Origin of the sequence: Halobacillus karajensis, from assembly GCF_900108515.1 — a bacterium.
Lineage (GTDB): Bacteria > Bacillota > Bacilli > Bacillales > Halobacillaceae > Halobacillus > Halobacillus karajensis.
In genome coordinates, this window is sequence record NZ_FNWW01000001.1 from 718,607 (window position 1) to 743,394 (window position 24,788).

24 protein-coding genes are annotated in these 24,788 nt (G+C 40.6%); 14 read left to right on the forward strand and 10 right to left on the reverse strand.

Translation table 11 applies throughout. The features are described from left to right. The first annotated feature begins 111 nt into the window (after positions 1-111). A complete protein-coding gene (gene cysK, locus BLW54_RS03370) occupies positions 112-1,041 on the forward strand; it encodes a cysteine synthase A (protein WP_074733246.1) in 930 nt (309 codons plus the stop codon). Positions 1,042-1,122: 81 nt separating this feature from the next. Here the strand turns inward: cysK and BLW54_RS03375 are convergent, their stop codons facing one another. Then, complete coding sequence (locus BLW54_RS03375) at positions 1,123-1,734, reverse strand: trimeric intracellular cation channel family protein (RefSeq protein ID WP_035506906.1); 612 nt, start codon at positions 1,732-1,734, stop codon at positions 1,123-1,125. Between the two features lie 241 nt (positions 1,735-1,975). On the opposite strand from BLW54_RS03375, the gene BLW54_RS03380 reads away from it, so the two are divergent. Next, positions 1,976-2,935 (forward strand): ring-cleaving dioxygenase, encoded by a 960-nt coding sequence (locus BLW54_RS03380; protein ID WP_074733247.1) that lies wholly within the window; start codon positions 1,976-1,978, stop codon positions 2,933-2,935. 46 nt (positions 2,936-2,981) lie between these two features. Here BLW54_RS03380 and BLW54_RS03385 read toward each other — a convergent pair whose 3' ends face one another. Continuing rightward, on the reverse strand, positions 2,982-4,931 hold the full coding sequence (locus BLW54_RS03385) for an aconitate hydratase (protein WP_074733248.1): 1,950 nt from the start codon (positions 4,929-4,931) through the stop codon (positions 2,982-2,984). 315 nt (positions 4,932-5,246) lie between these two features. Here BLW54_RS03385 and BLW54_RS03390 point away from each other — a divergent pair, with 315 nt between their 5' ends. Continuing rightward, positions 5,247-6,527, forward strand: coding sequence for a helix-turn-helix domain-containing protein (locus BLW54_RS03390; protein WP_035506912.1), 1,281 nt, complete (start codon positions 5,247-5,249; stop codon positions 6,525-6,527). Next, the gene (locus tag BLW54_RS21125; RefSeq protein WP_262365304.1) at positions 6,524-6,646 is read left to right on the forward strand and encodes a hypothetical protein; all 123 of its coding nucleotides are present in this window, start codon (positions 6,524-6,526) and stop codon (positions 6,644-6,646) included. Before BLW54_RS03390 ends, BLW54_RS21125 begins: the two co-directional genes overlap by 4 nt. 336 nt (positions 6,647-6,982) lie before the next feature. Here BLW54_RS21125 and BLW54_RS03395 read toward each other — a convergent pair whose 3' ends face one another. The 5 genes from BLW54_RS03395 to BLW54_RS20375 all read right to left on the reverse strand — a co-directional run bounded on the left by BLW54_RS03395 (position 6,983) and on the right by BLW54_RS20375 (position 11,940). Beyond that, positions 6,983-7,492 (reverse strand): DUF6933 domain-containing protein, encoded by a 510-nt coding sequence (locus BLW54_RS03395; RefSeq protein ID WP_035506914.1) that lies wholly within the window; start codon positions 7,490-7,492, stop codon positions 6,983-6,985. An 89-nt stretch (positions 7,493-7,581) separates the two neighbouring features. After that, a complete protein-coding gene (gene treR, locus BLW54_RS03400) occupies positions 7,582-8,295 on the reverse strand; it encodes a trehalose operon repressor (protein ID WP_035506915.1) in 714 nt (237 codons plus the stop codon). 18 nt (positions 8,296-8,313) lie between these two features. After that, positions 8,314-9,996 carry an alpha,alpha-phosphotrehalase gene (gene treC / locus BLW54_RS03405; protein ID WP_279626531.1) on the reverse strand — a complete coding sequence of 561 codons (1,683 nt, stop codon included), beginning with the start codon at positions 9,994-9,996 and terminating at the stop codon, positions 8,314-8,316. Positions 9,997-10,020: 24 nt separating this feature from the next. After that, on the reverse strand, positions 10,021-11,430 hold the full coding sequence (gene treP / locus BLW54_RS03410; RefSeq protein WP_035506917.1) for a PTS system trehalose-specific EIIBC component: 1,410 nt from the start codon (positions 11,428-11,430) through the stop codon (positions 10,021-10,023). 21 nt (positions 11,431-11,451) lie between these two features. Continuing rightward, entirely contained in the window at positions 11,452-11,940 is a 489-nt protein-coding gene (locus BLW54_RS20375) for a PTS sugar transporter subunit IIA (RefSeq protein ID WP_074733249.1), read from the reverse strand. Between the two features lie 292 nt (positions 11,941-12,232). On the opposite strand from BLW54_RS20375, the gene BLW54_RS03420 reads away from it, so the two are divergent. The 3 genes from BLW54_RS03420 (at position 12,233) to trhO (ending at position 15,348) form a co-directional block, all read left to right on the forward strand. Then, positions 12,233-13,423: an MFS transporter gene (locus BLW54_RS03420; protein WP_074733250.1), complete on the forward strand. Its 1,191-nt coding sequence runs from the start codon at positions 12,233-12,235 to the stop codon at positions 13,421-13,423. 78 nt (positions 13,424-13,501) lie between these two features. Further along, entirely contained in the window at positions 13,502-14,059 is a 558-nt protein-coding gene (locus BLW54_RS03425) for a cysteine hydrolase family protein (protein ID WP_035506921.1), read from the forward strand. 347 nt (positions 14,060-14,406) lie between these two features. Further along, entirely contained in the window at positions 14,407-15,348 is a 942-nt protein-coding gene (trhO, locus tag BLW54_RS03430) for an oxygen-dependent tRNA uridine(34) hydroxylase TrhO (RefSeq protein WP_074733251.1), read from the forward strand. Between the two features lie 116 nt (positions 15,349-15,464). On the opposite strand, the gene thiD is transcribed toward trhO, so the two are convergent. After that, entirely contained in the window at positions 15,465-16,265 is an 801-nt protein-coding gene (gene thiD / locus BLW54_RS03435) for a bifunctional hydroxymethylpyrimidine kinase/phosphomethylpyrimidine kinase (protein WP_035506924.1), read from the reverse strand. A 109-nt stretch (positions 16,266-16,374) separates the two neighbouring features. Between thiD and BLW54_RS03440 the strand changes: the two genes are divergently transcribed. The 4 genes from BLW54_RS03440 (at position 16,375) to BLW54_RS03455 (ending at position 19,801) form a co-directional block, all read left to right on the forward strand. Continuing rightward, positions 16,375-16,698 (forward strand): MGMT family protein, encoded by a 324-nt coding sequence (locus BLW54_RS03440; protein ID WP_035506927.1) that lies wholly within the window; start codon positions 16,375-16,377, stop codon positions 16,696-16,698. 39 nt (positions 16,699-16,737) lie between these two features. Further along, positions 16,738-17,676, forward strand: coding sequence for a PD-(D/E)XK nuclease family protein (locus BLW54_RS03445; protein ID WP_035506928.1), 939 nt, complete (start codon positions 16,738-16,740; stop codon positions 17,674-17,676). A gap of 83 nt (positions 17,677-17,759) precedes the next feature. Next, positions 17,760-18,395 carry an SDR family oxidoreductase gene (locus BLW54_RS03450; protein ID WP_074733252.1) on the forward strand — a complete coding sequence of 212 codons (636 nt, stop codon included), beginning with the start codon at positions 17,760-17,762 and terminating at the stop codon, positions 18,393-18,395. A 134-nt stretch (positions 18,396-18,529) separates the two neighbouring features. Next, positions 18,530-19,801 carry a helix-turn-helix transcriptional regulator gene (locus tag BLW54_RS03455; protein WP_035506933.1) on the forward strand — a complete coding sequence of 424 codons (1,272 nt, stop codon included), beginning with the start codon at positions 18,530-18,532 and terminating at the stop codon, positions 19,799-19,801. 32 nt (positions 19,802-19,833) lie between these two features. Here BLW54_RS03455 and BLW54_RS03460 read toward each other — a convergent pair whose 3' ends face one another. Next, positions 19,834-20,709: a 5'-3' exonuclease gene (locus BLW54_RS03460; RefSeq protein WP_035506935.1), complete on the reverse strand. Its 876-nt coding sequence runs from the start codon at positions 20,707-20,709 to the stop codon at positions 19,834-19,836. A 197-nt stretch (positions 20,710-20,906) separates the two neighbouring features. Between BLW54_RS03460 and adh the strand changes: the two genes are divergently transcribed. Together adh and BLW54_RS03470 are read left to right on the forward strand one after the other, a co-directional pair. Next, the gene (adh, locus tag BLW54_RS03465) at positions 20,907-22,427 is read left to right on the forward strand and encodes an aldehyde dehydrogenase (protein ID WP_035506937.1); all 1,521 of its coding nucleotides are present in this window, start codon (positions 20,907-20,909) and stop codon (positions 22,425-22,427) included. Between the two features lie 51 nt (positions 22,428-22,478). Then, on the forward strand, positions 22,479-22,847 hold the full coding sequence (locus BLW54_RS03470) for a DUF779 domain-containing protein (RefSeq protein WP_035506938.1): 369 nt from the start codon (positions 22,479-22,481) through the stop codon (positions 22,845-22,847). A 49-nt stretch (positions 22,848-22,896) separates the two neighbouring features. Here BLW54_RS03470 and BLW54_RS03475 read toward each other — a convergent pair whose 3' ends face one another. Further along, positions 22,897-23,625, reverse strand: coding sequence for a GNAT family N-acetyltransferase (locus BLW54_RS03475; RefSeq protein WP_051744044.1), 729 nt, complete (start codon positions 23,623-23,625; stop codon positions 22,897-22,899). A 101-nt stretch (positions 23,626-23,726) separates the two neighbouring features. Between BLW54_RS03475 and BLW54_RS03480 the strand changes: the two genes are divergently transcribed. Continuing rightward, positions 23,727-24,740, forward strand: a complete 1,014-nt coding sequence (locus tag BLW54_RS03480) for an NADP-dependent oxidoreductase (protein WP_035506940.1) — start codon at positions 23,727-23,729, stop codon at positions 24,738-24,740. Positions 24,741-24,788: the final 48 nt, after the last annotated feature.

Genomic DNA, 24,788 nt, shown 5'->3' on the forward strand with positions numbered 1-24,788 from the left:
CTATCCTTACTCCATTTTGTAGGTACCTAGACAGCAGACACGGCAGATGAAGCACACCATTCATCTATGATAAAATTGGACTACATTCCCAATAGTAAGGATGTGACAGACATGCGCGTAGTTAACAATATCGCTGATTTAATCGGTGATACTCCTTTAGTAAAATTAAATCGCGTTGCTCCAAAAGGTGGAGCCGATATTTATATGAAATTGGAAAAATATAATCCAAGCGGGAGCGTGAAAGACCGTGCCGCGTTCACAATGATGGAGCAGGCAGAAAAAGAAGGGCTCTTGAAAGATGGCTCTACCATTATTGAGCCAACAAGTGGAAACACCGGGATTGGTATTGCTATGAATGCTGCCGCACGTGGATATCGTGCGATTCTCGTGATGCCTGATACGATGACCCAGGAACGGATCAACCTTTTAAAAGCATATGGAGCCGAAATCGTTCTCACCCCTGGAGACGAAAAAATGCCCGGCGCTATAGCAAAAGCTAAAGAGCTTGTAAGTGAAATTGACGGTAGCTTCATGCCTATGCAATTTGAAAATATGGCAAACCCAGATGCTCACCGCCATACAACAGCAGCAGAAATAATTGAAGCTATGGATGAGCTCGGCAAACCATTATCTGCTTTTGTATCCACGGCTGGTACTGGCGGCACCATCACCGGGACTGGCGAAGAACTAAAAAAACGCTACAAAGACCTTACCATCCATGTTGCTGAGCCTGCTGGCTCTCCTGTGCTTTCAGGCGGGAAACCCGGAAAACATAAACTTGTAGGTACAAGCCCTGGCTTTATTCCGCCGATTCTCAACCAGGATGTGTATGATGAGATTTTCCAAGTGAAGGATGAAGATGCTTATGACATCACACGACGTCTTGCTCGTGAAGAAGGTCTACTTCTCGGAACGTCCGGAGGAGCAGCCTGTTGGGCAGCTATTCAAGTAGCCAATACAAGAAGTTCAGATGAAGTCATTTTATGTATTGCACCAGATACTGGTGAGCGTTATCTCTCCGGAGACTTATTCAGATTTTAAGCGTAAAAAGGCTCAGAGTTTGGAAATCTGAGCCTTTTTACATCCCCTAAATAAAGAGAGGCATGGTTATTCACTTTCTAGTTATAAACGGTATAAATCTCTAAAACGCAAGTGCCATCCCAGATGGAAGGATGCAACCCGAGCCAATATTACTAATAAAAAAATCAAGTACGTCTGCCATGCACTCTCCACATCAATCCACCCTATACCGATGACCAGACCGGCCGCCAATGCCCACACAGCATAAATCTCCTGATGCATAACCATCGGCCTTCTTTGTGCCAAGACATCACGAGTGACTCCACCACCGACACCTGTAAGAATAGCAGCGAAAATAACCCCACCTAACGGAAATCCATTTTCTATAGCGAAGGATGCTCCTTGTAAAGCAAAAGCCGATAACCCAATTGCATCCGGATATATATTCCACCGATCCCAAGCCATCACCCAAGTTTTCGGAAAGAAATAGACGATAGCAATAGTGCCCAGGGCAACATAAAAAAGATAACCCTGTTCCCATACATGGACGACAGGTACGTCTAGGGCAATATTTCTTATGATTCCTCCCGCAAACGGTGTTGCAATCCCAAGAATAAATGTACCGAAAATATCATACCGTTCATTTAGCGCTACAATGGCTCCACTAAAAGCAAAAGCAGATACAGCTAAGATATTAAGTATTTCCCAAGTCATCGGTCTCCCCCTCCCTGATCATTCATTTTTTCTTTATGACGGTTATTTCTGACTGATTGATTATAACAAACTATCAGCGATGATACCTTATCCACCTCATAGATATTTCAAATAGGGTTGTGATGGTTAAAAGACCTGGCCTGAAGAGAGGAACATAAATTCAAGTTGCTTTGACACATCCTTGTGAAAATTATATAATTATCTTTAATTCAAGATTAATTCCTGGATGAGGAGGAATAACATGCAACTGAAAGGCATCCATCACGTTTCTGCTATTACAGCTAATGCAAAACAGAATTACGATTTCTATACAAATATAATGGGAATGCGCTTAGTAAAGAAAACCGTTAACCAAGACGCCCCATCCATGTATCACTTATTTTACGCAGATGAAAAAGGGCGCCCAGGAACAGATTTGACCTTTTTCGAAATTCATAGAGCTGGTCAAACGTATCCAGGAACTCGAAGTATTTCGACTACCTCTCTTCGTGTAAAGAGTGATAAAGCATTAACCTATTGGAAAGACCGTTTTCAGAAGTATCAGGTGGACCATGATGGAATAATTGATCGTTTCGGAAGAAAAACACTCTCTTTTCGTGACCCTGAAGGACAGCGACTGACACTCATATCAGATGAAAAAAATGAGGGGGTTGCTTCCGGAGATCCCTGGGATCACGCTCCAGTCCCACAAGAATACGGCATCACAGGACTAGGGCCTGTCCACCTTACCGTTAATGAGGCGTCCAAGACGGAAGAAGTCCTCACAGAAGTATTAGGGTTCCGAAAAAAAGGAACCTATGAGCAACGAGTAGTATATGAAACAGGTGAAGGTGGAAACGGAGCAGAAGTGCATATCGAAGAAAAACGTGAAGGAAAACCTGAAAAGCCTGGCCGAGGAAGTGTTCATCACGTAGCGTTCCGTGTCAGTGATGAGGATGAGTTAAAAAAATGGGAAGAGACCATTCAAGCGTCAGGCTTCCCCCATTCAGGCATTGTTGATCGATACTATTTTAAGTCTATATATTTCCGGGAAGCCAATCATATTCTTTTTGAATTAGCGACAGACGGCCCTGGCTTCTCAACAGATGAGGACGAGAATCATCTCGGGGAGAAACTTGCTCTCCCACCATTTCTAGAAGACAAGCGCAAGGAAATTGAAGATCATTTAACTCAATTGGACACTTCCCGAACAAGAGAATAAGAACCATGAAAAACTCCAGAGGGCATGACCGCCCTCCGGAGTTTTTTTACTCTTCCAATCGATTTTTTATCCAGTTAATCAAACCGCCCATTTGCATAATTTCTATTTGACGATCGGATAGCGCGTGTTCAAGTTTGAGAGTTTTATCTTTTCCTTTAACCTCCACTTCAATGTGTGGAGACTGCTTAATTTTGTCTCGTAGACCCTTGAATACAAGAACATCACCTTGTTCCAATTCTTTCAAATCGGAAGGATCCGTAAAAGTTAATGGAAGGACTCCAAAGTTAGCAAGGTTCTGCCAGTGAATACGAGCGAAGTCTTCTACTATCGCTACTCTTAGGCCTAAATACTTCGGCGCCAGGGCAGCATGCTCACGGCTGGATCCCTGCCCGTAGTTAACACCAGCAACTACGGCATGTCCGCCTTCATCTCTCACCTTCATCGCTCGGTCATGATAAGTTTCATCCAAAATTTCAAATGTGAATTTACTGATTTCCGGTAAGTTACTGCGATATGGGAGGACACGTGCACCACCAGCAAGTATTTCATCTGTAGAGATATCGTCCCCCATTTTAAGTAAAATAGGAAGTTCCATATCATTTGGAAGTTCATCCATCTCCGGAATAGAAGCTACATTAGGACCTTTTACAAGTTCTACTTTTTTAGCCTCCTCCAAAGGTAACGGTTCATCAAGCAATCTTGTATCAACGGTCGGGTTATCTAAATCTTTCACTTTCGGAAAGTCGAAATCAGATTTTCTCGGATCTGTGATCCTTCCGGTTAACGCTGAGACTGCTGCCGTTTCAGGACTGCATAGGAACACACTGTCCTCTTTCGTGCCAGATCGACCCGGGAAGTTCCTAGGAGTGGTGCGCAAGCTGTTCCTGCCGGTTGCTGGAGCCTGTCCCATTCCAATACACCCATTACATCCAGCCTGGTGCAGACGTCCTCCTGCCTGAAGGAAATTCGCAATATGTCCTTCTTGGGACAGATCAATAAGCATCTGCCTGGATGTAGGGTTTAAATCAAATGAAACCCCATCCGCAATATGGCGTCCTTCTACAATTTTAGAAGCGATGGCAAAATCACGGTATCCCGGATTTGCTGAAGAACCGATATAGGACTGATAAATCGGTTCCCCTTCGATTTCTTCTATAGGTACAACATTTCCCGGACTAGAAGGTTTAGCAACCATAGGTCCCAGAGTGGATAAATTCAATTCATCATGAACATCATAGGAAGCATCTTTATCCGCCAACAATTCGATCCATTCATCCTCTCTCCCCTGAAGCTTCATAAACCTTTTTGTTTCCTCATCTGACGGGAACACCGTCCCAGTTGCTCCAAGCTCTGCCCCCATATTAGCAATTACATGTCGATCCATGGCGGTTAAGTTCTTCAATCCTGGCCCATAGTATTCAAAGACGTGATTGACGCCACCTTTAACTCCGTGTCTTCTCAACATTTCTAAAATAGCATCTTTGGCACTCACCCAATCAGGTAGTTCACCTGTAACTTTGACCCCCCACACTTTCGGCATCTTCACATAAAAAGGTTCCCCCGCTATAGCCAGGGCTACATCAATTCCCCCGGCCCCCATAGCAAGCATACCCATACAGCCGTTCGCACAAGTATGACTATCAGAACCAAGCAGAGTTTTACCTGGTTTCGCCAAACGCTGCATATGAACGGGGTGACTGACACCATTTCCCGGCCGGCTGAAATGCAGTCCAAAACGCTTCGCTGCACTTTCTAAAAAAAGGTGGTCATCAGGATTTTTACTATCTTCCTGAATCAAGTTATGATCCACATATTGTGCGGACGCTTCCGTCTTAGCCTGGTCAATTCCCATAGCTTCAAGCTCAAGCATGACCATTGTCCCGGTAGCATCCTGCGTTAGGGTCTGATCAATTTTGAGTCCGATTTCAGACCCAGGAATCATCTCCCCCTCCACCAAGTGATCTTTAATCAATTTTTGCGTGACATTATACCCCACACTTATTCCTCCTTCTCACTTGTGATTGATGACAAATCTTGATGACGATTTCTGAATTCCCTATACCTTTTATACCCTTAATGAGGTATCATTACTCATAGGTTATAGGATGTTCTTTAAACCAGAATTTTAACCATTAATTGGAATCCCATGCAAGTCACCCTTCCAAAGTCCCCTTAAAGCCTCAAAATTCCCTCGACTTGGGAAACTAGTAAAATTTGTTGAAAATTCCAGAACGAACATGTATTCTAAAGATAGATTTGAAAGAGCGAACACTCTGACAAATTGATAGTTGATCAACTAGGTGTGTGAAAAATGGAATATGGTAAAGTGCTTCGATTCCATCGTGTTAAACAAGGTTTAACTCAAAACCAGTTAGCTGATGGAATTATCTCGCCGGCGTATTTGTCTAAAATTGAGAATGATCAAACTGTTCCAGCGTTCGAGGTACTTGAACACCTTTATGAACGTCTTGGTCTGGATTTCCATGATTCTTCTTACCACCATCCTTCCAAAGAAAAATTGAAAGAATGGTATGAAATGATTGTCTTTAAGCGTAAGGAAGAGGCTAGAAAGTTAAAGGAAGAACTGATCCAACAGAAAGATACGCTGAATAATCATCATTTGTATATATTTTTTGAACTGTTTCGCATTCGCCATCTGCTGTTAGAAAACGAGGTGGAGGAGGCTTATAAAGCATGGAAAGATATCCGTCAACATGAGGATACATTTGATGAAGAGATGGAGTATTACTTCCATTTAAGCTCAGGGCTCGTTAGTTATTACCAAGAAGACTATGAAAACTCCTACTCAGAATTAATGGAGGCCAAAAATTATAGCACTTCTATTAAACTGGAAGGCTGGGAAGAAAGTGATTTATATTACCTTCTTGCTTTAAGCGCCAGTCAAGCTAATAATATTTCGGCGTCAATATTTAATGCTGAACATGCTTTAGCTATATATCAAAAGCAATATAACCTATTCAAGAGTGCGAACTGCCACATATTGTTAGGTATCAACTATGGAAGATTAAAAAACTATGGTAAAGCCTTAGAAAATTATCACTTAGTTAGTAAAATTGCTACCCAAACAAATAATTATTACCAACTAGGGGTTATATACCATAATATAGGTGTGATCGAGTCTCGACTTGGTAATTTTGAGGCAGCTATCTCAAACTATAAGAAATGCCTTTCTTATAGAACAGAAACTGCATCTGATCATGAGATATTTGAAACTATATATTGTTTAGTATTTGAAACCTATAAGATAGGTGAATTAGAAGACTGCAGAAAATGGATAAATGAAGGAATATCACATTTAAATTCTTCTTCATCTGATACCACTACTGATGAAATACACCTTAAAGTGTACACGATGCTCATTGATAATGATGAGAATGCGAGTGAATATTTAGAAAGTGTTGCAATTCCTCACTTTCTCGAAAAAAAACACCATAGATTTGTCATTCGTTACTGTATGATTGTAGCTGATTTATTAGAATCGGAACGAAGCTATAAAAAATCCACAAAATACCTAAGGTTAGCAATTGATTTGTTAAATAAATATTCTAATTTAGGAGGTATTGTATTATGAAGAAATTGATTGGCGTTATCGCTGTATTAGGGCTTGCCGTTTCAATTTCAGCAGGAGTCAACTACACCGACACTGCGGATGAAAGGCACCCTCAACCACTAGTTGTGGATGAAGTTTAATATTTATTTTTTATTTTTCTAATTTTGTGTGTTAATTTTCCATTTAACATAAATTAACACCTCCCCTAATCCTATACCTATACAAACTTTCGCCTCTACCTTAATGGTAGAGGTCTTTTTTTGAAAAACTCTCCTTAATAAAACAGGGCTTTCCCTACTTCTACATGATTGTATGATGAATATTTTCTCTACATTCGCTTTTGAGACCCCCAGAGGAAATATTTATGTGCGTTTCAATGCAGGAATATCAATTTAATTCAAATTCTCTCGATGGATTTCAACAATTGTTCATTAAAATAAGACGTAAACAAGATAAAAAACAGCAATGCGGCAGCATTACTGTTTTTCAAAATAAGCTATAAATTGATCATATGGATTTTGTTTATCCAACCCTGAAAAAACCAGCGTTTTATTATTAAAATTATTAATTTCAGCTGCATCTATATCTTCATAAGCTTGGCCCATCACCGTATCTTCAGTAAAAAATTTAATTTCATTCATCATTCCAAGAATCTTACGGTTGTTTGTTTTGGTATAAGCAATATCATCAGCCGCTGCCAACATCTCATCAGCAATGCCTTTCTCTACATCAAGCAATTGAAAAAGCTGTCTCAGCGATCCTTTAATGACACTATCAAGGTGTTCAAATTGCTCCTTTCTAAGACCAAGCAAAGTTAAATTTAATCCTGTTGCATTGTTCATTAAAATGAGACATTTCCTTCTATTCAACGTCACAATGTTCCCGTGCCATTGATGAATGTCGGGTACCTCATTGTATTCCTCAATGTTTTCAATTGGTTTATTGATTTCATTCTGTAATTTTTTTGTTGCACCAATTACGAACAATTTATCCACCTCATCATAACTTGTCATACTCTCATTTTAACGTGTATATATAAAAAAACAAAGAAGAACCAAATGTGGCCCTCTTTGTTTTATCCCTTCGTTCGTCTAGCAAAGTCGACAAATTGAAACTTGTCCGGTCGGTGTCTGGATTCTGTAAATTGAAATGCTGTGGTATCTGCTAAATACACATAACTGCGAATGACTACAACTTGATGATGGCCTTTCAAGTCTAGGAATACCTCATCTTCTTCCGTAACTGGCTCGACAACGATTTCCTTTTTGGCAAAACTAATATCAAGTTCAAGTTCATTTTCGATATAATTATAAAGCGAATGCTGTACAATTTCCTTAGTTAGTTCAGGAACAAGATCTTGGCGAATATAGTCCTTATCCAAAATAATTCTTTCTCCACCTATTTCTCTTGCTCTTATTACCCTCCAAAGGGAAGCCCCCGCCGGACAATTTAATTGTCGACATATTTTCGCTTCCTTAACCAGAGTAAGTTCATGAACGTGCGTGCGGAAACTTTGGCCTAACCGTTCAGATAACTCCTTAAAACTTGTCAGTCCGGACACCGGGAATTCAAACTTATCTCGATCAAGGACAACTGACCCTTTCCCACGTACTTTTTGGATATACCCATTGTGAGAAAGTAGATTCAGTGCTTTTCTGATGGTTTCTCGTGATGTATGAAAGCGAGAACTCAATTCATGTTCAGAAGGGAGAGTCTCCCCCGATAAGTACTCCCCTTTTTGAATATCTTCCACTAAAGTATGATAAATCTCAATATACTTCTTTTTCATGCCTTTCCCCCTCACCTGTTAATCGGCAAGATGATAAACGACCGACTCATAAGGACGAAGGGTAACCTCTCGATAATCCAATGCTGAATCAGCATAATTACTCAGAAGAATATCTGCCTTACCTGTCATTTGTACATTTCCAGGTAAAGAGAAAGTCGTTTCTTCTTCATAGAAGTTATTTACGACAAGCAACTGCTCTCCATTCCATTCACGCAAAAAGGCAAACACTCGATCATGGTCCGGTGTTAATAAGAGGTAGTCCCCATGAGTAATGATATCATGAGATTTTCGGAGCTCAATCAACTTTTGATAGTGACTAAAGATAGAATTCTCTTTATTCATAACTGCATCAGCATTAACCTGATTATAATTATCTGCCACATCAATCCACGGAGTTCCCTTTGTAAAGCCGGCGTTCTCTTCTCCATTCCATTGTACAGGTGTTCGAGAATTGTCACGAGATTTCTGCTTTAAAATCTCCATGATTTTTTCTTCCCTTACCCCTTGAGCTTTGAATTCTTCATACATATTTAATGATTCAACATCACGATAACGATCGATGCTTTCAAAATTCGGATTCGTCATACCGAATTCCTCACCCTGGTAAATATAAGGAGTCCCCTGCATCATATGAATCGTTGTCGCAAGCATTTTTCCTGATTTTTCAGGATAATTTTCCTCATCCCCGAATCTTGATAAAACACGAGGCTGGTCATGATTACACCAGAATAGAGCATTCCAACCATTCCCTTCGTTCATTTCCCGCTGCCATTTCGAAAGAATTTGTTTCAACTCATGGAAGTCAAAGTCTGCCACCGTCCATTTTTCACCATTCGGATAATCGACCTTTAAATGATGGAAATTAAACGTCATACTTAATTCTTCACGATCAGGGGCTGTATATTGAATGCAATGCTCAATCGTTGTGGATGACATTTCTCCAACTGTCATCAGATCATAGGGTTTAAAAACTTCCCGGTTCATTTCCTTCATATATTCATGGACACGCGGTCCATCTGTGTAAAACCTACGCCCATCGCCGGGGGCGACACTCCCGTCATCATTAGGGAACTTTTGATTTTTTGATATAAGGTTGATGACATCCAGGCGGAAACCATCAACTCCCTTTTCTGCCCAAAACCTCATCATTTCATAGATATCTTTACGCATTTGCTCACTTTCCCAGTTCAAGTCAGCCTGTGTTACATCAAACAGGTGCAGGTAGTATTGTTCCGTTTTCTCATCATACTCCCATGCATTGCCTCCAAATTTCGATTTCCAATTGGTCGGCTCCTCCCCATTGACCGGATCACGCCAAATGTAATAATTCCGGTAAGCATTATCTTTGGATTGTTTAGCTTCCTGGAACCATTTGTGTTCTGTAGATGTGTGATTTACGACAATATCCATAATTAATTTCATGCCGCGTTTGTGGGTTTCTTCCAGTAAACGTTCGAAATCCCGCATCGTACCGTATTCATCATGAATATCGTAATAATCACTAATGTCATATCCATTATCATTTTGTGGAGACTTATACATCGGGGTCAGCCAAAGAACATCGACTCCAAGTTTATTCAAGTAATCTAACTTTTCAATAATACCTTGAATGTCGCCTACACCATTTCCCGTTGTATCATTAAAGCTTTTCGGATAAATTTGATAAACGACAGCTTTTTTCCACCAAGGTTGTTTAATCATTGTAGCACCACCGTTTCACAATTATTAAATGTCTCTTTTCCGTTTCGCATATAGATATGTGCCCACTAACGGAAGGACGATAACAATAACCATCCCAATAGCAAAGTCGACCCAATACTCTGCAACAATCGAGAAAATCCCCGGTACACCACCGACACCAATGGAACTTGCTAATACCCCTTGAGCAGAGATGTACAATCCAGCAATTGCAGAGGAAGAAATGGCGATAACAAACGGATATTTAAAACGTAAATTGACACCGAACAAGGCAGGCTCTGTGATTCCTAACCAGGCAGAAATACCTGAGGAAACACTTAATCCTTTTAACTTATCGTCTTTGGATGCAAACCAGATCGCGAAGGCCGCAGATCCTTGGGCGATGTTGGATAGAGCAAGCATTGGCCATAAGAAGGTTGTCCCAGTACTGCCTACCAATTGAATATCCACGGCCAGGAACGTATGGTGCATCCCTGTAATAACAAGCACACCATAAAGACCACCATAGATCAAACCGCCTAACCATGCGAATGTATCAAATATATTTACAAGACCATCTGTAATCCAGTTACCAATGGCGAACGTGATTGGTCCAATAAGAATGAATGTTAAGAAACCTGTTAAAAGCAGGGAAATAGGTCCAACAAACAGTAATTGAATATTATCAGGAATTCTATGACGTAAAAATAATTCAATCTTTGTTAAGACATAAGAAGCAACGAGAACTGGTAACACTTGTCCCTGGTAGCCGATTTTCTCCACTTGTAATCCAAATAAATCCCAAGTTGGCACTGATCCCTCTGCAACGGCATCACCATAAGACCAGGCATTTAGGAGATCCGGGTGGACAAGAACTAAGCCTATAACGATACCGAGAATCGGACTACCCCCGAATTTCTTAACAGCCGACCAACCTATGAGACCAGGTAAGAATACAAAGGCGGTATTGGCAATAATGATAATCATGTCCGCTATGCCCGCCCATTGCGGATAAACATCAATAATCGACTGCTCATCCCAGAAAATTCCTTGAGCTGTAAGTATATTATTTATTCCAAGCAATAAACCCGCGGTTACGATTGCAGGTAAAATTGGAATGAAGATGTCTGCAAGCGTCTTTATCGCTCTTTGGAGCGGGTTCATTTTTTCCTTGGAAGCTTCTTTAACCTCTTCTTTTGAAGATTCTCCCACATCTGCAAGTGCCACTAATTCCTTGTAAACTTTATCAACCGTCCCCTGGCCAACAACAATTTGGAACTGACCATTCGTAGAAAAAGAACCCTTGACCGCATCAATATTGTTTAACTTTTCCTGATCCACCATTCCTTCATCATGCAATGCGAGGCGTAGGCGTGTCACACAATGTGTCGCCGCAGACAAGTTTTCCTTCCCGCCGATAGCTTCTAATATTTGCTCGGCCTGTTTCTTATGATTCATTTCTATCCCTCCCGATTTGTTTTACTTTTTCTTCACTGACAGTATTGGAGTTGAAACTGCATTTAACTCCACACCCTCAGCCACTTGCACATCAAATTCATCACTGTTCGTAATAATAATAGGAGTCAGCGTACTCTTTGCCTTTTCTTTGACTAAACCCAAGTCAAAAGAGATTAACTTATCCCCCACTTTTACCTTGTCTCCCTTAGAAACAAAGGCTTCAAAACCTTCCCCTTCCATAGCAACTGTCTCTAAACCAATATGAATCAAAACTTCTGCACCACTTTTTGTTTCTAAACCTATCGCATGTTTCGTGGGAAACAATTGAACAATTGTACCTTCTAAAGGACTAAAGACATAGCCATCTTTCGGTTCTATAGCAACCCCTTCCCCCATCATTTTTTGTGAAAATACCGGATCTGGTACTTCCTCCAAGGCTACTTTTTTTCCACTTAATGGAGAAATCACATTAAATGCTGTACTTTTATTTCCAAATAATTTCTTAAACATTTGTTTTCCTCCTTAAACGCTTACACTTTATCAATCAACTTGTATATACATGAAACAATTATGATTATAATTTGTATATACATGTTTTGCAACCGCTAACAATATTTATTTATAGGTGGAATTCCCTCCCTGCATATTCAAAAACGTAACGATGTTAAAAAACTCTCCTATTTTCACTATATAGGTTTCCGTTTCTTATGATCTGTGTTATATATTTAGGGTGTCGAAACAATTAGGAAGAAGGGGTATTATTCTTAATAACGAATCCCAGGCCAAACGGAATTTATGGATCATGTGGTTCGCAAACTTTTTTATTGCAGGAAGTATTACAATGGTCCTTCCATTTTTGTCGTTATATATTGAAAAGCTCGGTCACTTCACAGATGCCTATGTACAAACCTGGTCCGGCTGGGTATTTAGCATTACATTCGTTACTGCATTTATATGTTCACCAATTTGGGGCAAAATCGGCGACAGATGGGGAAGGAAAAAAATTCTTATCCTTTCAGCCAGCGGACTGGCCATATCTGTTTTGTTCATGGGGTTTGTCACTTCCGTCTGGCAGTTGTTTTTACTTCGCTTATTCATGGGCGTATTTACAGGGTTTATCCCCATGTCACAGGCTTTGATTTCCACTCAAACGCCTAAAAACATCGCTGGCCAAGTGCTCGGTTCCTTACAAACAGGAAGCATTACCGGAAGTCTGTTAGGTCCCATGTTAGGAGGCTGGATTGCTGACTCCATTGGTTATGCAACCACTTTCCAATATGTGTCCATTACCGTTGCTCTTTCTGCCATTATTGTTTACTTCGGTATACAAGAACAATCTATTGAAAAAGAAAACGAAAATGAAAAGACAAGTTATCGTTCGTCGGAAGTTTTAGGTCATATTTTCAGGCACCCTGTACTGCTGATGGTCATGGTTGTATCCTTATTCGTTCAAGTCGCTCATTTCAGCATCCAGCCAATCCTTTCTTTATTCGTTGGTGATTTGCATGGACCAGAAAACCTGGCATTATTTTCAGGGATAGCATTCTCGGCAGCAGGACTTGGAAATCTAATGATGGCCAAACAATGGGGCAAAATTGCCGACAAAATTGGATATGTGAAAATACTAGTTATTCTTCTATTTATGGCTGGAGTCGTCTACCTTCCGGCTGCTTTTGTAACGAATATCTGGCAGCTTGTTGCTTTACGTTTTTTATTAGGTGTTTCAATCGGAGGAATTATCCCAGTAAGAACCGCCTATATTCGTCAGGAAGCTCCTGTAGCTATGCAAGGGGAAGTATTAGGATATAACACAAGTATCCGTTTTCTCGGAAATATTATTGGACCATCTATGGGAGGAATGATTGCTGGATTTTATGGATTCTCTATGGTCTTCTTTGTGACAAGCGGACTGCTGATCATTTCAGGGATGCTCATGTTTTTAACCATGCTGAAAAACGCTCCAAAAAGAAAACACGTGGCGCATTATCCATAACATTTCTTTCCATAATAAGTGGAGGTGTGTTGAGGCCTCATGTTAAGATAAGTGTAAAGACACTTCGGAGGCGATTTAATGAAACGTGCATTAATCGTGATTGATTATACGAATGATTTCGTAGCAGATGAAGGGGCATTGACATGCGGTCAGCCCGCTCAGAAGTTGGAAGATTATGTTACTACTACTGCCCGCCAGTTCCTTGACCAAGGGGATCTTGTCGTTTTAGGTGTCGACGTTCATGAAGAAGAAGACCCTTATCATCCGGAGACTAATCTCTTCCCACCACACAATATCCGTGGGACAAAAGGTCAAGAATTATTTGGAACATTGCACACGTTCTATCAGGAAAACCATCATGATCCTAACCTTATCTATATGGAAAAAACACGTTATAGCGCTTTTGCGGGGACAGATTTGGAAATAAAATTAAATGAACGGGGCGTGACAGATCTACATCTAATTGGCGTTTGTACAGATATCTGTGTTCTTCATACAGCTGTTGATGCTTATAATCGGCAATATAACCTTCATATTCATAAAGATGGAGTTGGAAGCTTTAATAAACAAGGTCATGACTGGGCACTATCCCATTTTGAAAAAGCACTTGGAGCCTCCATCTTTTCCAGCAGGTGATCAAATGTCCATCCGACATAAAATCGGATGGACATTTTTTCGTTTCTTATTTTTCTTAATTATAAACTTGTGCTATAGTATTTCGGGTCTCTAAACAAACTTATATTCTTTTTCCAATATGGAAAAACTCCTTATAAGGTTATGCCTATCTTTTCAGCTTTTTCAGTTTCCCTACAAGCCCAGACTCTAATACCGTAGGTCATACCACTCCAAACATCCTAAAGTTAAACGAGTAAAAATGGTTCAAAAAACTGACATTTGAAATCTGAATACAAATCGAATATGATGGACTATGGACATTTATGTTATTTACTACTGTTTAGATATAATTTTAGGAGGAATCACTAATGAGCTCAAAAGATTACCGAGTTCTGCTGTACTATAAGTATGTCGACCTTCCTGACTATGAAGAATATTGCGAAAACCACCTGAAATTTTGTAAGGACCTTGGATTAAAGGGACGAATCATCGTTTCTCATGAGGGGATCAACGGAACCGTTTCCGGTACAGTTGATCAAGTGGAAGAATATATGGAATATGTCCGCTCTGATGAGCGCTTTGCAGATATCCACTTCAAAATTGACGAACATGAAGGCCACGCTTTCAAGAAAATGCATTGCCGTGTTAAGCCGGAGTTAGTCAACTGGAGTATAGAAGATGACGATATCGATCCCAAAACGTTTGGTGGAAAACACCTAAAACCTAAAGAATTCAACGAAATGCTGAAGGACGAAGACACAATTGTTATCGATGGCCGAAATGAATACGAATACCGTATTGGTCATTTCCGCAATGCGATTCAGCCTGAAGTCAATCACTCTCGTGAATTTCCTGAGTGGATTGCTGAAAATGCAGACAACTGGAAGGACAAGAAAGTCCTGACCTACTGCACGGGGGGGATCCGTTGCGAGAAGCTTACAGGTATTCTAAAGAAAAACGGTGTGGAAGATGTCTATCAGCTTGAAGGTGGAATTACTACCTACGGGAAGGATCCAGAAGTTAAAGGTGAACTCTTCGATGGGAAAATGTATGTATTTGACGAACGTATCGCTGTACCTGTCAATCAGGTGGAAGATAAAGTCATTGCAGAATGCGAACATTGTGGAAAAGCTGAAGATCGTATGATCAATTGCAGTAATCCTGTATGTAACCGTCAATATGTATGCTGTAAAGAATGTGAAGAAGAGCACCACGCTGCATGTACAGCAGAATGTAAAGAACACCCAGAAAACCGCTGGGACGTTGTCCATAAGAAACAAATTGATAAATACGACCGTATTAATGGTTAACCATTATCCCCTCTCACCTCTATCGTGATGAGGGGATTTCTATTATGCATATGACCAAAAACTTTGCACCAGGTGATCCAAATAGTTGGATGGCCTGGCGCGGAGCTATATGTCAGTTACTTTACCACTCTATGAGCGGCGTGATAGGTAGACCCGATGCCTCGGTCGAAGGAGAGAGCATTTCGAATGGCACTTGTAACAAATGACTTGGCACGACGGACAGCTTCCTCGACAGAGTAACCATTGGCGAGCTCAGACGCTATAGCTGCTGAATAAGTACACCCTGCCCCACTAGTATGAATCGTGTCTACTCTTTCCGTTTCCAGTTCGATCAAGCTCGCCCCATCGAACAGTATATCCACAGCGGGGTACCCCTTTAAACTGCCTCCTTTGACAAGGACATAGTCAGCACCTAATGTGTATAAATCCCTTGCCACCGTCTTCATATCCTTGGGTGTCTCGGGAACCTCACAATTCAATATGCGGGCTGACTCATGCAAGTTGGGTGTCACTATTTTTGCAAGTGGAATCAGTTCCCTGGTTAGAATGTCAATTGCTTCATCCTTTAATAATTGGGAGCCCATTTTTCCAATCATGACCGGATCAACGACCACGTTCGTTACGCCTGACTCCCTAATGATTTCTGCCACCCTCCTTATTATACTTTCCGTGAACAGCATCCCCGTTTTAACGGCGTCCACCCCTACGTGTTCTAACGAAGCATAAATCTGCGCTTCTACAGCATCCATGGGTTGAGTGAAAATTCCTTGTTCGGTCTTTTTATTGTTCGCTACAATAGCAGTAATGGCACTCATCCCGTAAACATTAAACTCTTGAAAAGTCTTTAAATCTGCCTGTATTCCAGCACTCCCCTGAGCGGCAGAACCGGCAATCGATAACACTTTTGGTATACTCACTTTGCACGTCTCCTTTCCTAATCCCCATAGAATTGTATCAATATTGTAAGCAAGGTTCTATTCACTCTGTTTCTTATTCCTGTAGAATAATAAGAAAGGAGATAGTTTCATGCAACCATTCACTCAACGGATCATTCACACCATCCGTAGTATTCCTAGAGGATGTGTCATGTCATACGGTCAAATTGCGAAATGTGCCGGAAACCCGCGAGCCGCCAGACAAGTCGCCCGTGTTCTGCATAGTTTAAGCGATAAGTATGATCTTCCGTGGCACCGAGTAGTCAACGCCAAAGGAGCAATTGTTATCAAGGATTCTATAGCCCAGCATACGCAGAAGTCTCTTCTTGAAGAAGAAGGCATTGTTGTCATAAACAATAAAATTTCACTGAAAGATTACCAATATATCGATCCTCCAATCTTTGAAGATGGTTGATAAAAGATAATCATACAATGGACGAAAAGGATGTTCCCTATGTTTGAAGTAAAACCGTATCCTGAACTTTCTTGGTCTTTATCCAGACATAAAACCATGTTGTCTTGTTTAAGAAAATACGCCTATGATTATTACATTTCTCATAATGGGTGGTTACGTTCAGCAGACACTTTATCCAAACAAGCTTACCGTTTAAAGAAAATAACAAACTTAGAAATGCACTTCGGCAGTGTGGTCCATGACCTGATTTACCAGACGATTCAACGTGTAATAAGGAACCAGACAATCTTAACAGAAGAAGCTTTTATTGATGAAGTACGTCACCACTTGAACCGTGGATTTATAGAATCCACGAAGAAAGAGCATCTTTGGATAAACCGCCCCAAACACTATACCATGCTTCACGAAATCTATTATAGCCAGAACAACACTCTCCCTGAGGCCAAGGTTCGCAAAATTACTGACCGCCTTAAGACAGCTGTTGCAAACTTCCATTCGAGTAAAACTTTTAAAGAGGTGCAAAACAAGGAGCAGATGCAATTTGTGGAATCTGAAACCTTTCGGCACCTAAAAACAGAAGAGGCAAAAGTATATATTGTCATGGATCTTGTCTACAAGGACTTAAACAATAGGAAATGGATTATCGTTGATTGGAAAACAGGAAAATCATCAGAGGAAGACCGAAACCAACTCGCTCTTTATGCTCTATATTTGCAACATAAGCATAACATCCAGGCACTCGAAGATATCATTATTCGTAACGAATATTTATTGGATGGTACTCATGTCGAGCATCAATTAAGTGAGCAGGATTTAATTAACGTTCAGCACTTATACCAGATCAGCATGGAACAAATGAAGCTTTATTTGGAAGACACTAATCAAAACCAGCCTCTTCCTCTTAATCAATTTCCGATGCAAGACGACCCACGGGTTTGCGCCCGTTGTAATTATCAGGAGCTATGCTTCCCTTCCTGAAGGTCACCTTCTATGTTTAACCCGTATAGAAACAGGCTAAATAAGAATTGTAAACTCATTTCCAAAAGGAGTCGTGATTATAAATGAAAGTACTCGTTGCAGGAGCAAACGGCCATACAGGACGATTATTAATACAATACCTTAAAGAAGATGGTCATGAGCCCTATGGACTGATCCGCAAAGAAGACCAAAAGGCTATTATAGAAAACCTCGGTGGCACACCTGTCCTTGCAGATCTGACTAAAGACGTAGGTTATGCTGTAAAAGGAATGGATGCTGTCATGTTTGCTGCTGGTTCAGGATCAAGAACCGGTCCCGAACAAACAGAGGCTGTCGACCGCGATGGTGCCATCAATCTTGCAAAGGCTACAGAAAATCTTGGAATTAAAAAATTCGTTATGCTAAGTGGAATGGCTGCAGGAGAGCCGGAACGCGGTCCAGAGGAACTGAAACATTATCTAGAAATGAAAGGTGAAGCCGATGAATTCTTAAAAAATACAGAACTTGATTATACCATTGTGCGTCCTGGCGGATTAACACACGAGGATGGTACAAGCAAAATTAAAGTCGGCCAATCTCTTGAACGAGGAACTATTCCACGGGCCGATGTCGCAAAAACCATGATTGCTGTCCTTCAAGAACCAAATGACTACCATAAAACATTTGAAATGATTTCGGGAGACACTCAAATTGAAGACGCATTAAGAACTTTATCATAAGTCCATCCAAGAAGTTCAACCATTGGTTGGGCTTTTTTAATGGAAATATTCATATCAATTGTAAGTAATATCCATTGATCCTGATCATATTTTGCTATAATGTAAGTAATTGGCGTTTTAAAGGAGTAGTGATTATGAAGGGATCGTTAATAAAACAACACCGTAAATTTAAGAATATGACGTTAGAAGAGCTCGCATCTGGGATCTGCTCTGTATCCTACTTAAGTAAAATCGAACATGACACGATCAATGCGAGTGAAGAAATTTACCGTCATCTTGGAGAGCGACTGAAAATTAAATTGACAGATATCAACCAAGAGTTTGACCAGACGATCCATCAGGAACTTTTAGATTGGCATGAAGTCATCCAACGAAGAGATCTGCCCCTTATGGATGAATACTATCAAAAATGCACAAATGCTCTCAGGACAAACCAAAATACAGAGCTGAATCATTTGTATAAAATTGTAAAATCCAGGCATACGATGAAATTGAATGAAGGTCCCCTCTCAGATGACGATTTAAAGGAAATTAATGATTTATACGCGTATTCAAACGCTGAATATAAATTTTTCTATCATAAAACGGTCGGAATCCATTACCTTTTGAAAAATCACCAATTCAAAACCGCCCTTCATCATTTCCACAAAACAGAAGACCTGTTAAAAAAACTTCCATTTAATGATAGTGAAACATACTTTCACCTGGCTCTTACCTATTCCCAGACACGGGCAGCCGTTGAATCCAATTATTATGCGCATACAGCTTTGGAAGGGTATATTAAAGACTTTGATTATGAAAGAATTGTCGATACGTATATGATTATTGCTATTAACTACCGATCATTGGACATATATTCTATTGCTGAAGAATACTTCAAGAAACTGATTAAAATTGCCAAATATCATCTAAAATCTGTGGATGAAAGAAGAATCTATCATAACCTTGGATTCATTTATGCCAACCAAGAAAGATATGATGAAGCATTCGAATTACTTGATAAAGCCTTTAATATGACTATTGATGTGAAGGATGACTTCTTTTACGTCAATACAATTTATCTACTTGCTTCCACCAATTATTACGCGGGCAATGTTGAAAAAGCATGGGCATATATTGATCAAGGTGAAAAAAGTGCAGAAGAATATGATATTCAATTTTTCAAGTACAGGTTCTTTGTCCTTAGACATACCATCCAAGAAAATACCTTAGCGGATTTCTTTATAGAGAAATTGGAAAACGAAATTATCCCCTATTCAAGAGAACACAATGAATATGGAGACTACAAAAATTATTGCGAAATGCTTGGTAATCTCTATTATGAAAAGCGCATGTACAAGAAAGCAGCTATGTATTATAAAGAAGTCAATAACTACCGCAAGACACAAAAAAAAGACCTTCTATAAAAAAGTCGGAAGCCTTATGCTTCCGACTTTTCTTACATTCTAACAATATTCTTCTCCCAGTTCTTAAACTCCAGTTCATCAAATTTTGCCCTCATTTTTTCATCATTAATATAAAAGAGAGCCTCTTCTAAGGAACAATTCACATCGGCTTTACAGTGGATTGCAGCCAATTTTCGTGATAAATGCAGCATATCCAAATTCTCTTGAATTTTCGAACGCTGGCCTTTTGTCAATTCCTCAATATTTTCAAGGATTCCTTCAATGGTTTCATATTTAAGGAGAAGCTTCAGGGCTGTCTTCTCTCCTATTCCCTTCACCCCTGGGTAATTGTCACTTGTATCCCCCATCAATGCTTTAAGATCGATCATTTGCTGAGGAGTAATTCCTTTCTCTTCCGTAAATGATTCTTCATGATACTCGGCGTAGTTCCCATAGCCTTTCTTTAATAACACCACATGAACATTCGGCTTGAGAAGCTGCAGAAGGTCCTGATCACCCGTCAGCAAAAAGACTTGTGAATGTTCACTGTATTCGCGGCTCAAAGTGCCCATACAATCATCCGCTTCATACCCAGCCTGACCAACATTCGGAATACCAAGGGACTCAACCACTTCTTTAGCCAAATCAAACTGTGGAATTAATTCTTCAGGTGGTGCCCCGCGATTGGCCTTATAATCGGGAAATAAATCATTACGGAAGGTTTTACTTCCCATATCCCAACAACAGATGACATGCGTCGGCTGATAGGTTTCAATCGCCGTAAATAAATGCTTCATCATGCCATATACCCCATTTGTCGGAATACCTTTACTATTAATCATATAATAATTGCTCATAGCAGTCGCGTAAAAAGCACGAAACAAAAGTGCCATCCCATCTACGAGCATAACTCGATTCGTCGTCGTCATCGTCCATAACTCCTTTGATTTTCATGAATGATTCTATTATAACAAGATTTTCGTCAGAATCGCACCAAAAACCCACTCATATTTGTCTGTAAATTGACAATATTCTGTTTAGATGGTAATTTTAAAAATAGACGTGCGCACTTATATCGCCACGATTGTAAGCGGTTGCACTATCAAACAAATAGGAGGATGTAGATATGGTTTATGCTTTTCCAAATACAGAAGGCTCTAAAGTTCAATTTAAAGAACGTTACGACAACTTTATAGGTGGAGAATGGACAGCTCCTGTCAAAGGGCAGTACTTTGATAATGTTACCCCTGTCACAGGAAAAAATTTCTGCCAGGTTGCCCGTTCGACAGAAGAAGACGTGGAACTTGCCTTAGATGCCGCACATAAAGCTAAAGATGTATGGGGCAAAACTTCTGTCACTGAGCGTTCTTTAATATTGAACCGTATTGCAGATCGAATGGAAGAGAATTTAGAGAAATTGGCGATTGCGGAAACATGGGAAAACGGGAAAGCAGTTCGTGAAACATTAAATGCTGACCTACCGCTCGCCATCGACCATTTCCGTTACTTCGCTTCAGTGATTCGCTCTCAGGAAGGCTCCATAGGTGAAATTGATAACGATACAGTCGCTTATCATTTCCACGAACCGCTAGGAGTGGTTGGACAGATCATCCCATGGAACTTCCCTCTGTTAATGGCTACATGGAAAATTGCACCGGCCCTCGCTGCTGGTAATGCGATAGTTCTGAAGCCTGCGGAACAGACACCAGCATCCATCCTTTACCTACTTGAAATGATTGAAGACTTATTACCTGCCGGCGTATTAAATGTGATTAATGGGTTCGGACTGGAAGCAGGTAAACCATTAGCACAAAGCCCACGTATTAATAAGGTTGCTTTCACTGGTGAAACAACAACGGGTCGGATGATTATGCAATATGCATCTCAAAATATCATCCCTGTCACCCTTGAACTTGGCGGTAAATCTCCGAACATCATCTTTGAAGATGTGATGCGTGAAGATGATGATTTCCTTGATAAAACGATCGAGGGAATGGTTATGTTCGCCCTGAATCAAGGGGAAGTCTGTACATGCCCTTCCCGTGCATTAATTCAGGAGTCCATCTATGATGAGTTTATAGAACGTGCGATCAAACGTGTGAAAGAGATCAAGGTGGGGAACCCTCTTGATCCAGAAGTAATGATGGGAGCACAGGCATCTTCAGAACAACTGGAAAAAATCCTCTCTTACCTTGATATTGGTAAGGACGAAGGTGCGGAGTGTCTAGCTGGGGGTGCCCGCAACCAAATGGAAGGTGATCTTAAAGAGGGTTATTACGTCCAGCCAACGGTGTTTAAAGGCAATAACAGCATGAGAATTTTCCAAGAAGAGATTTTTGGGCCTGTCTTATCTGTGACAACTTTCAAAGATAAGGAAGAAGCCATGGAAATTGCTAACGATACCCTTTACGGCCTAGGTGCCGGGGTATGGACACGCGATATGAATACTGCGTACCGCTTCGGTCGTGGAATTGAGGCTGGTCGTGTTTGGACGAACTGTTACCATGCCTACCCTGCTCATGCCGCATTTGGTGGATATAAAATGTCAGGTGTGGGTCGGGAAAACCATAAGATGATGCTGAGCCACTATCAACAAACGAAGAACATGCTTGTCAGCTATAGCCCTCAAAAGCTTGGATTCTTTTAAAATGTCTCGTCAACTCCTTATTTTTCTAGGTCGTGAAAGGAGCTGAATAAGATGGTGGAACGTGTAAAAGCAACAGATGCTGCCCTTGAATTAATCGGGAAATTAAAAGAGAAACACGGCCCCCTCCTCTTTCATCAATCTGGAGGATGCTGTGATGGAAGCTCGCCCATGTGCTACGAAGAGGGTGATCTTTTGATTGGCAGTCAAGATGTCTTCCTTGGTGAGATTGGGGAAACTCCTTTTTACATCAATAAGAAGCAATATGAGTATTGGAAGCATACACAGCTAATTATCGACGTCGTTGATGGACGTGGAGGAATGTTTTCTCTTGAAGGGGTGGAGGGAAAAAGATTCCTCAGCCGTTCACGTGCCTTTACGGATGAAGAATATAAAGAGCTGAAGGAAAGCTTAGAATTTTAGATATTGAAAGAGGAGCGCCGGAGATTCCCCAGGCGCTCCTCTTTCATGACTAGTTTCTTATATACTTATAAACTCCTAGCTTTCCAGTAACCTTACACCCACAACTCTCAAACACTTTTAACATGGGACCATTATTTACACTTGTAGACCCCAGGCTATACGAAGCCTTAAATTGATATTTAAGCAGGGAGAGCCCTTGTTTGTACAACTTAACACTTTTCTTCTTCCCTCTTTGTTCTGGAATTAGACCAAAGTAGAAAATTCTCCCTTCATCTTTTGTTCCTGGTTCAATATGAGGCATGACCACTCCAATCGGTTTACCACCTTCAAAGGCTGCCAGGCATGTATCCACATATGAAGGACCTAGTTCCTTTTTCACGTTTTGCATCTGGTCCTCCATATTTATGGATGGCGAGGCATTCAAGGACCCTATCATTGATTGTCTCCATATTTCTTGAAAGGCAGCTTCACCTATCTCCCGCAAAGATTTTATTTTAAAAGGCTGGTTTACTTTTGGGTAATTCATCAAATTACACGTTACAAAATAAACTTCATCCTGTGGAATAAAGTGAAGTTTTTTAAGGAACTCTTTGGTCTCGGCTGAAAACTTTGGAGGAACAAGAATGGTTAATTTTTTCACCCTCTGAAATTGAATATTCTTCACCATATGCGAGGCTAAGGACCGGAGTTCTTGATCATTGAGATTACCTGTATCTTCAATCATCACAAAATTTTCCCCTTCCACCACTTTCACTGTTTCATATAATCCGTTCCTCATAATTAACCTCCTCCGTACTTATCGTATCGCAATTGATCAAACAGATCATTTTCCATTAGAACCACTGACGGGGTACCATAGAGAAAAGGAGAGTGAAAAAAATGAACAAAGAAATCCATTTAGTAAAACGTCCAGAAGCCAACCCTACACAGGAACATATAAAATTAGTGGAAGGCGAACGCCCTTCCCCATCTCAAGAAGAAGTACTCGTAAAATTACTTTACGTATCTGTCGATCCTTACATGAGGGGGCGAATGAGCGACGCAAAATCCTATATTGAGCCATTTCAATTAAATAAACCTATGGAGGGTGGTGTTGTAGGTGAAGTGGTCGATTCAAAATCGGATGCCCTAAAACAAGGGGACCTTGTTACAGGGATGCTTCCCTGGAAAGAATATACGACTGCCAAAGCCGAGTCGTTAAGGAAAATCGATCCAAGTCTCGGTCCCGTCACCACATCCCTAGGGATATTAGGTATGCCCGGCTTGACAGCCTACTTCGGTCTGATGGATATTGGACAACCAAAAGAAGGAGAGACTATCGTCGTCTCTGGTGCTGCCGGAGCTGTGGGTTCAACTGTTGTTCAAATCGGGAAAATATCCGGTTGCCGCGTAGTAGGCATTGCTGGTTCTGAGGATAAAATAGCCTACTTAAAAAATGAACTAGGTATTGACGAAACGATTAATTACAAAACTGAAAATGTACCAGAGCGCCTTGAAGCCTCATGCCCAGATGGTGTAGATGTGTATTTTGATAACGTGGGCGGGGAAATTTCTGATGCGGTCTATCCCTTATTAAACAAATTTGCTCGCATTGCCCAATGTGGGGCCATCGCATCCTATAACGTTCCCAACGATCAAGGACCGCGTTTACAGATGCACTTAATTAAGTCGAGTGCTCTTATCAAAGGTTTTACAGTAGGAGATTATCAAGACAGATTCAAAGAAGGATTTACTCATCTTGCTCAATGGCTTCAAGAAGGTAAATTGAAATATGAAGAAACGATTACGGAAGGTTTTGAGAATATCCCCCATGCCTTTTTCGGATTATTTGAAGGGGCTAACCTTGGAAAGCAACTAGTCAAAGTGGCTGAACCTTCTTATAGCAAGCAATAATCGAGTCTTGTTAGAATAGTACTCCCTGGTTAAAAGGCTGAGAAAGGT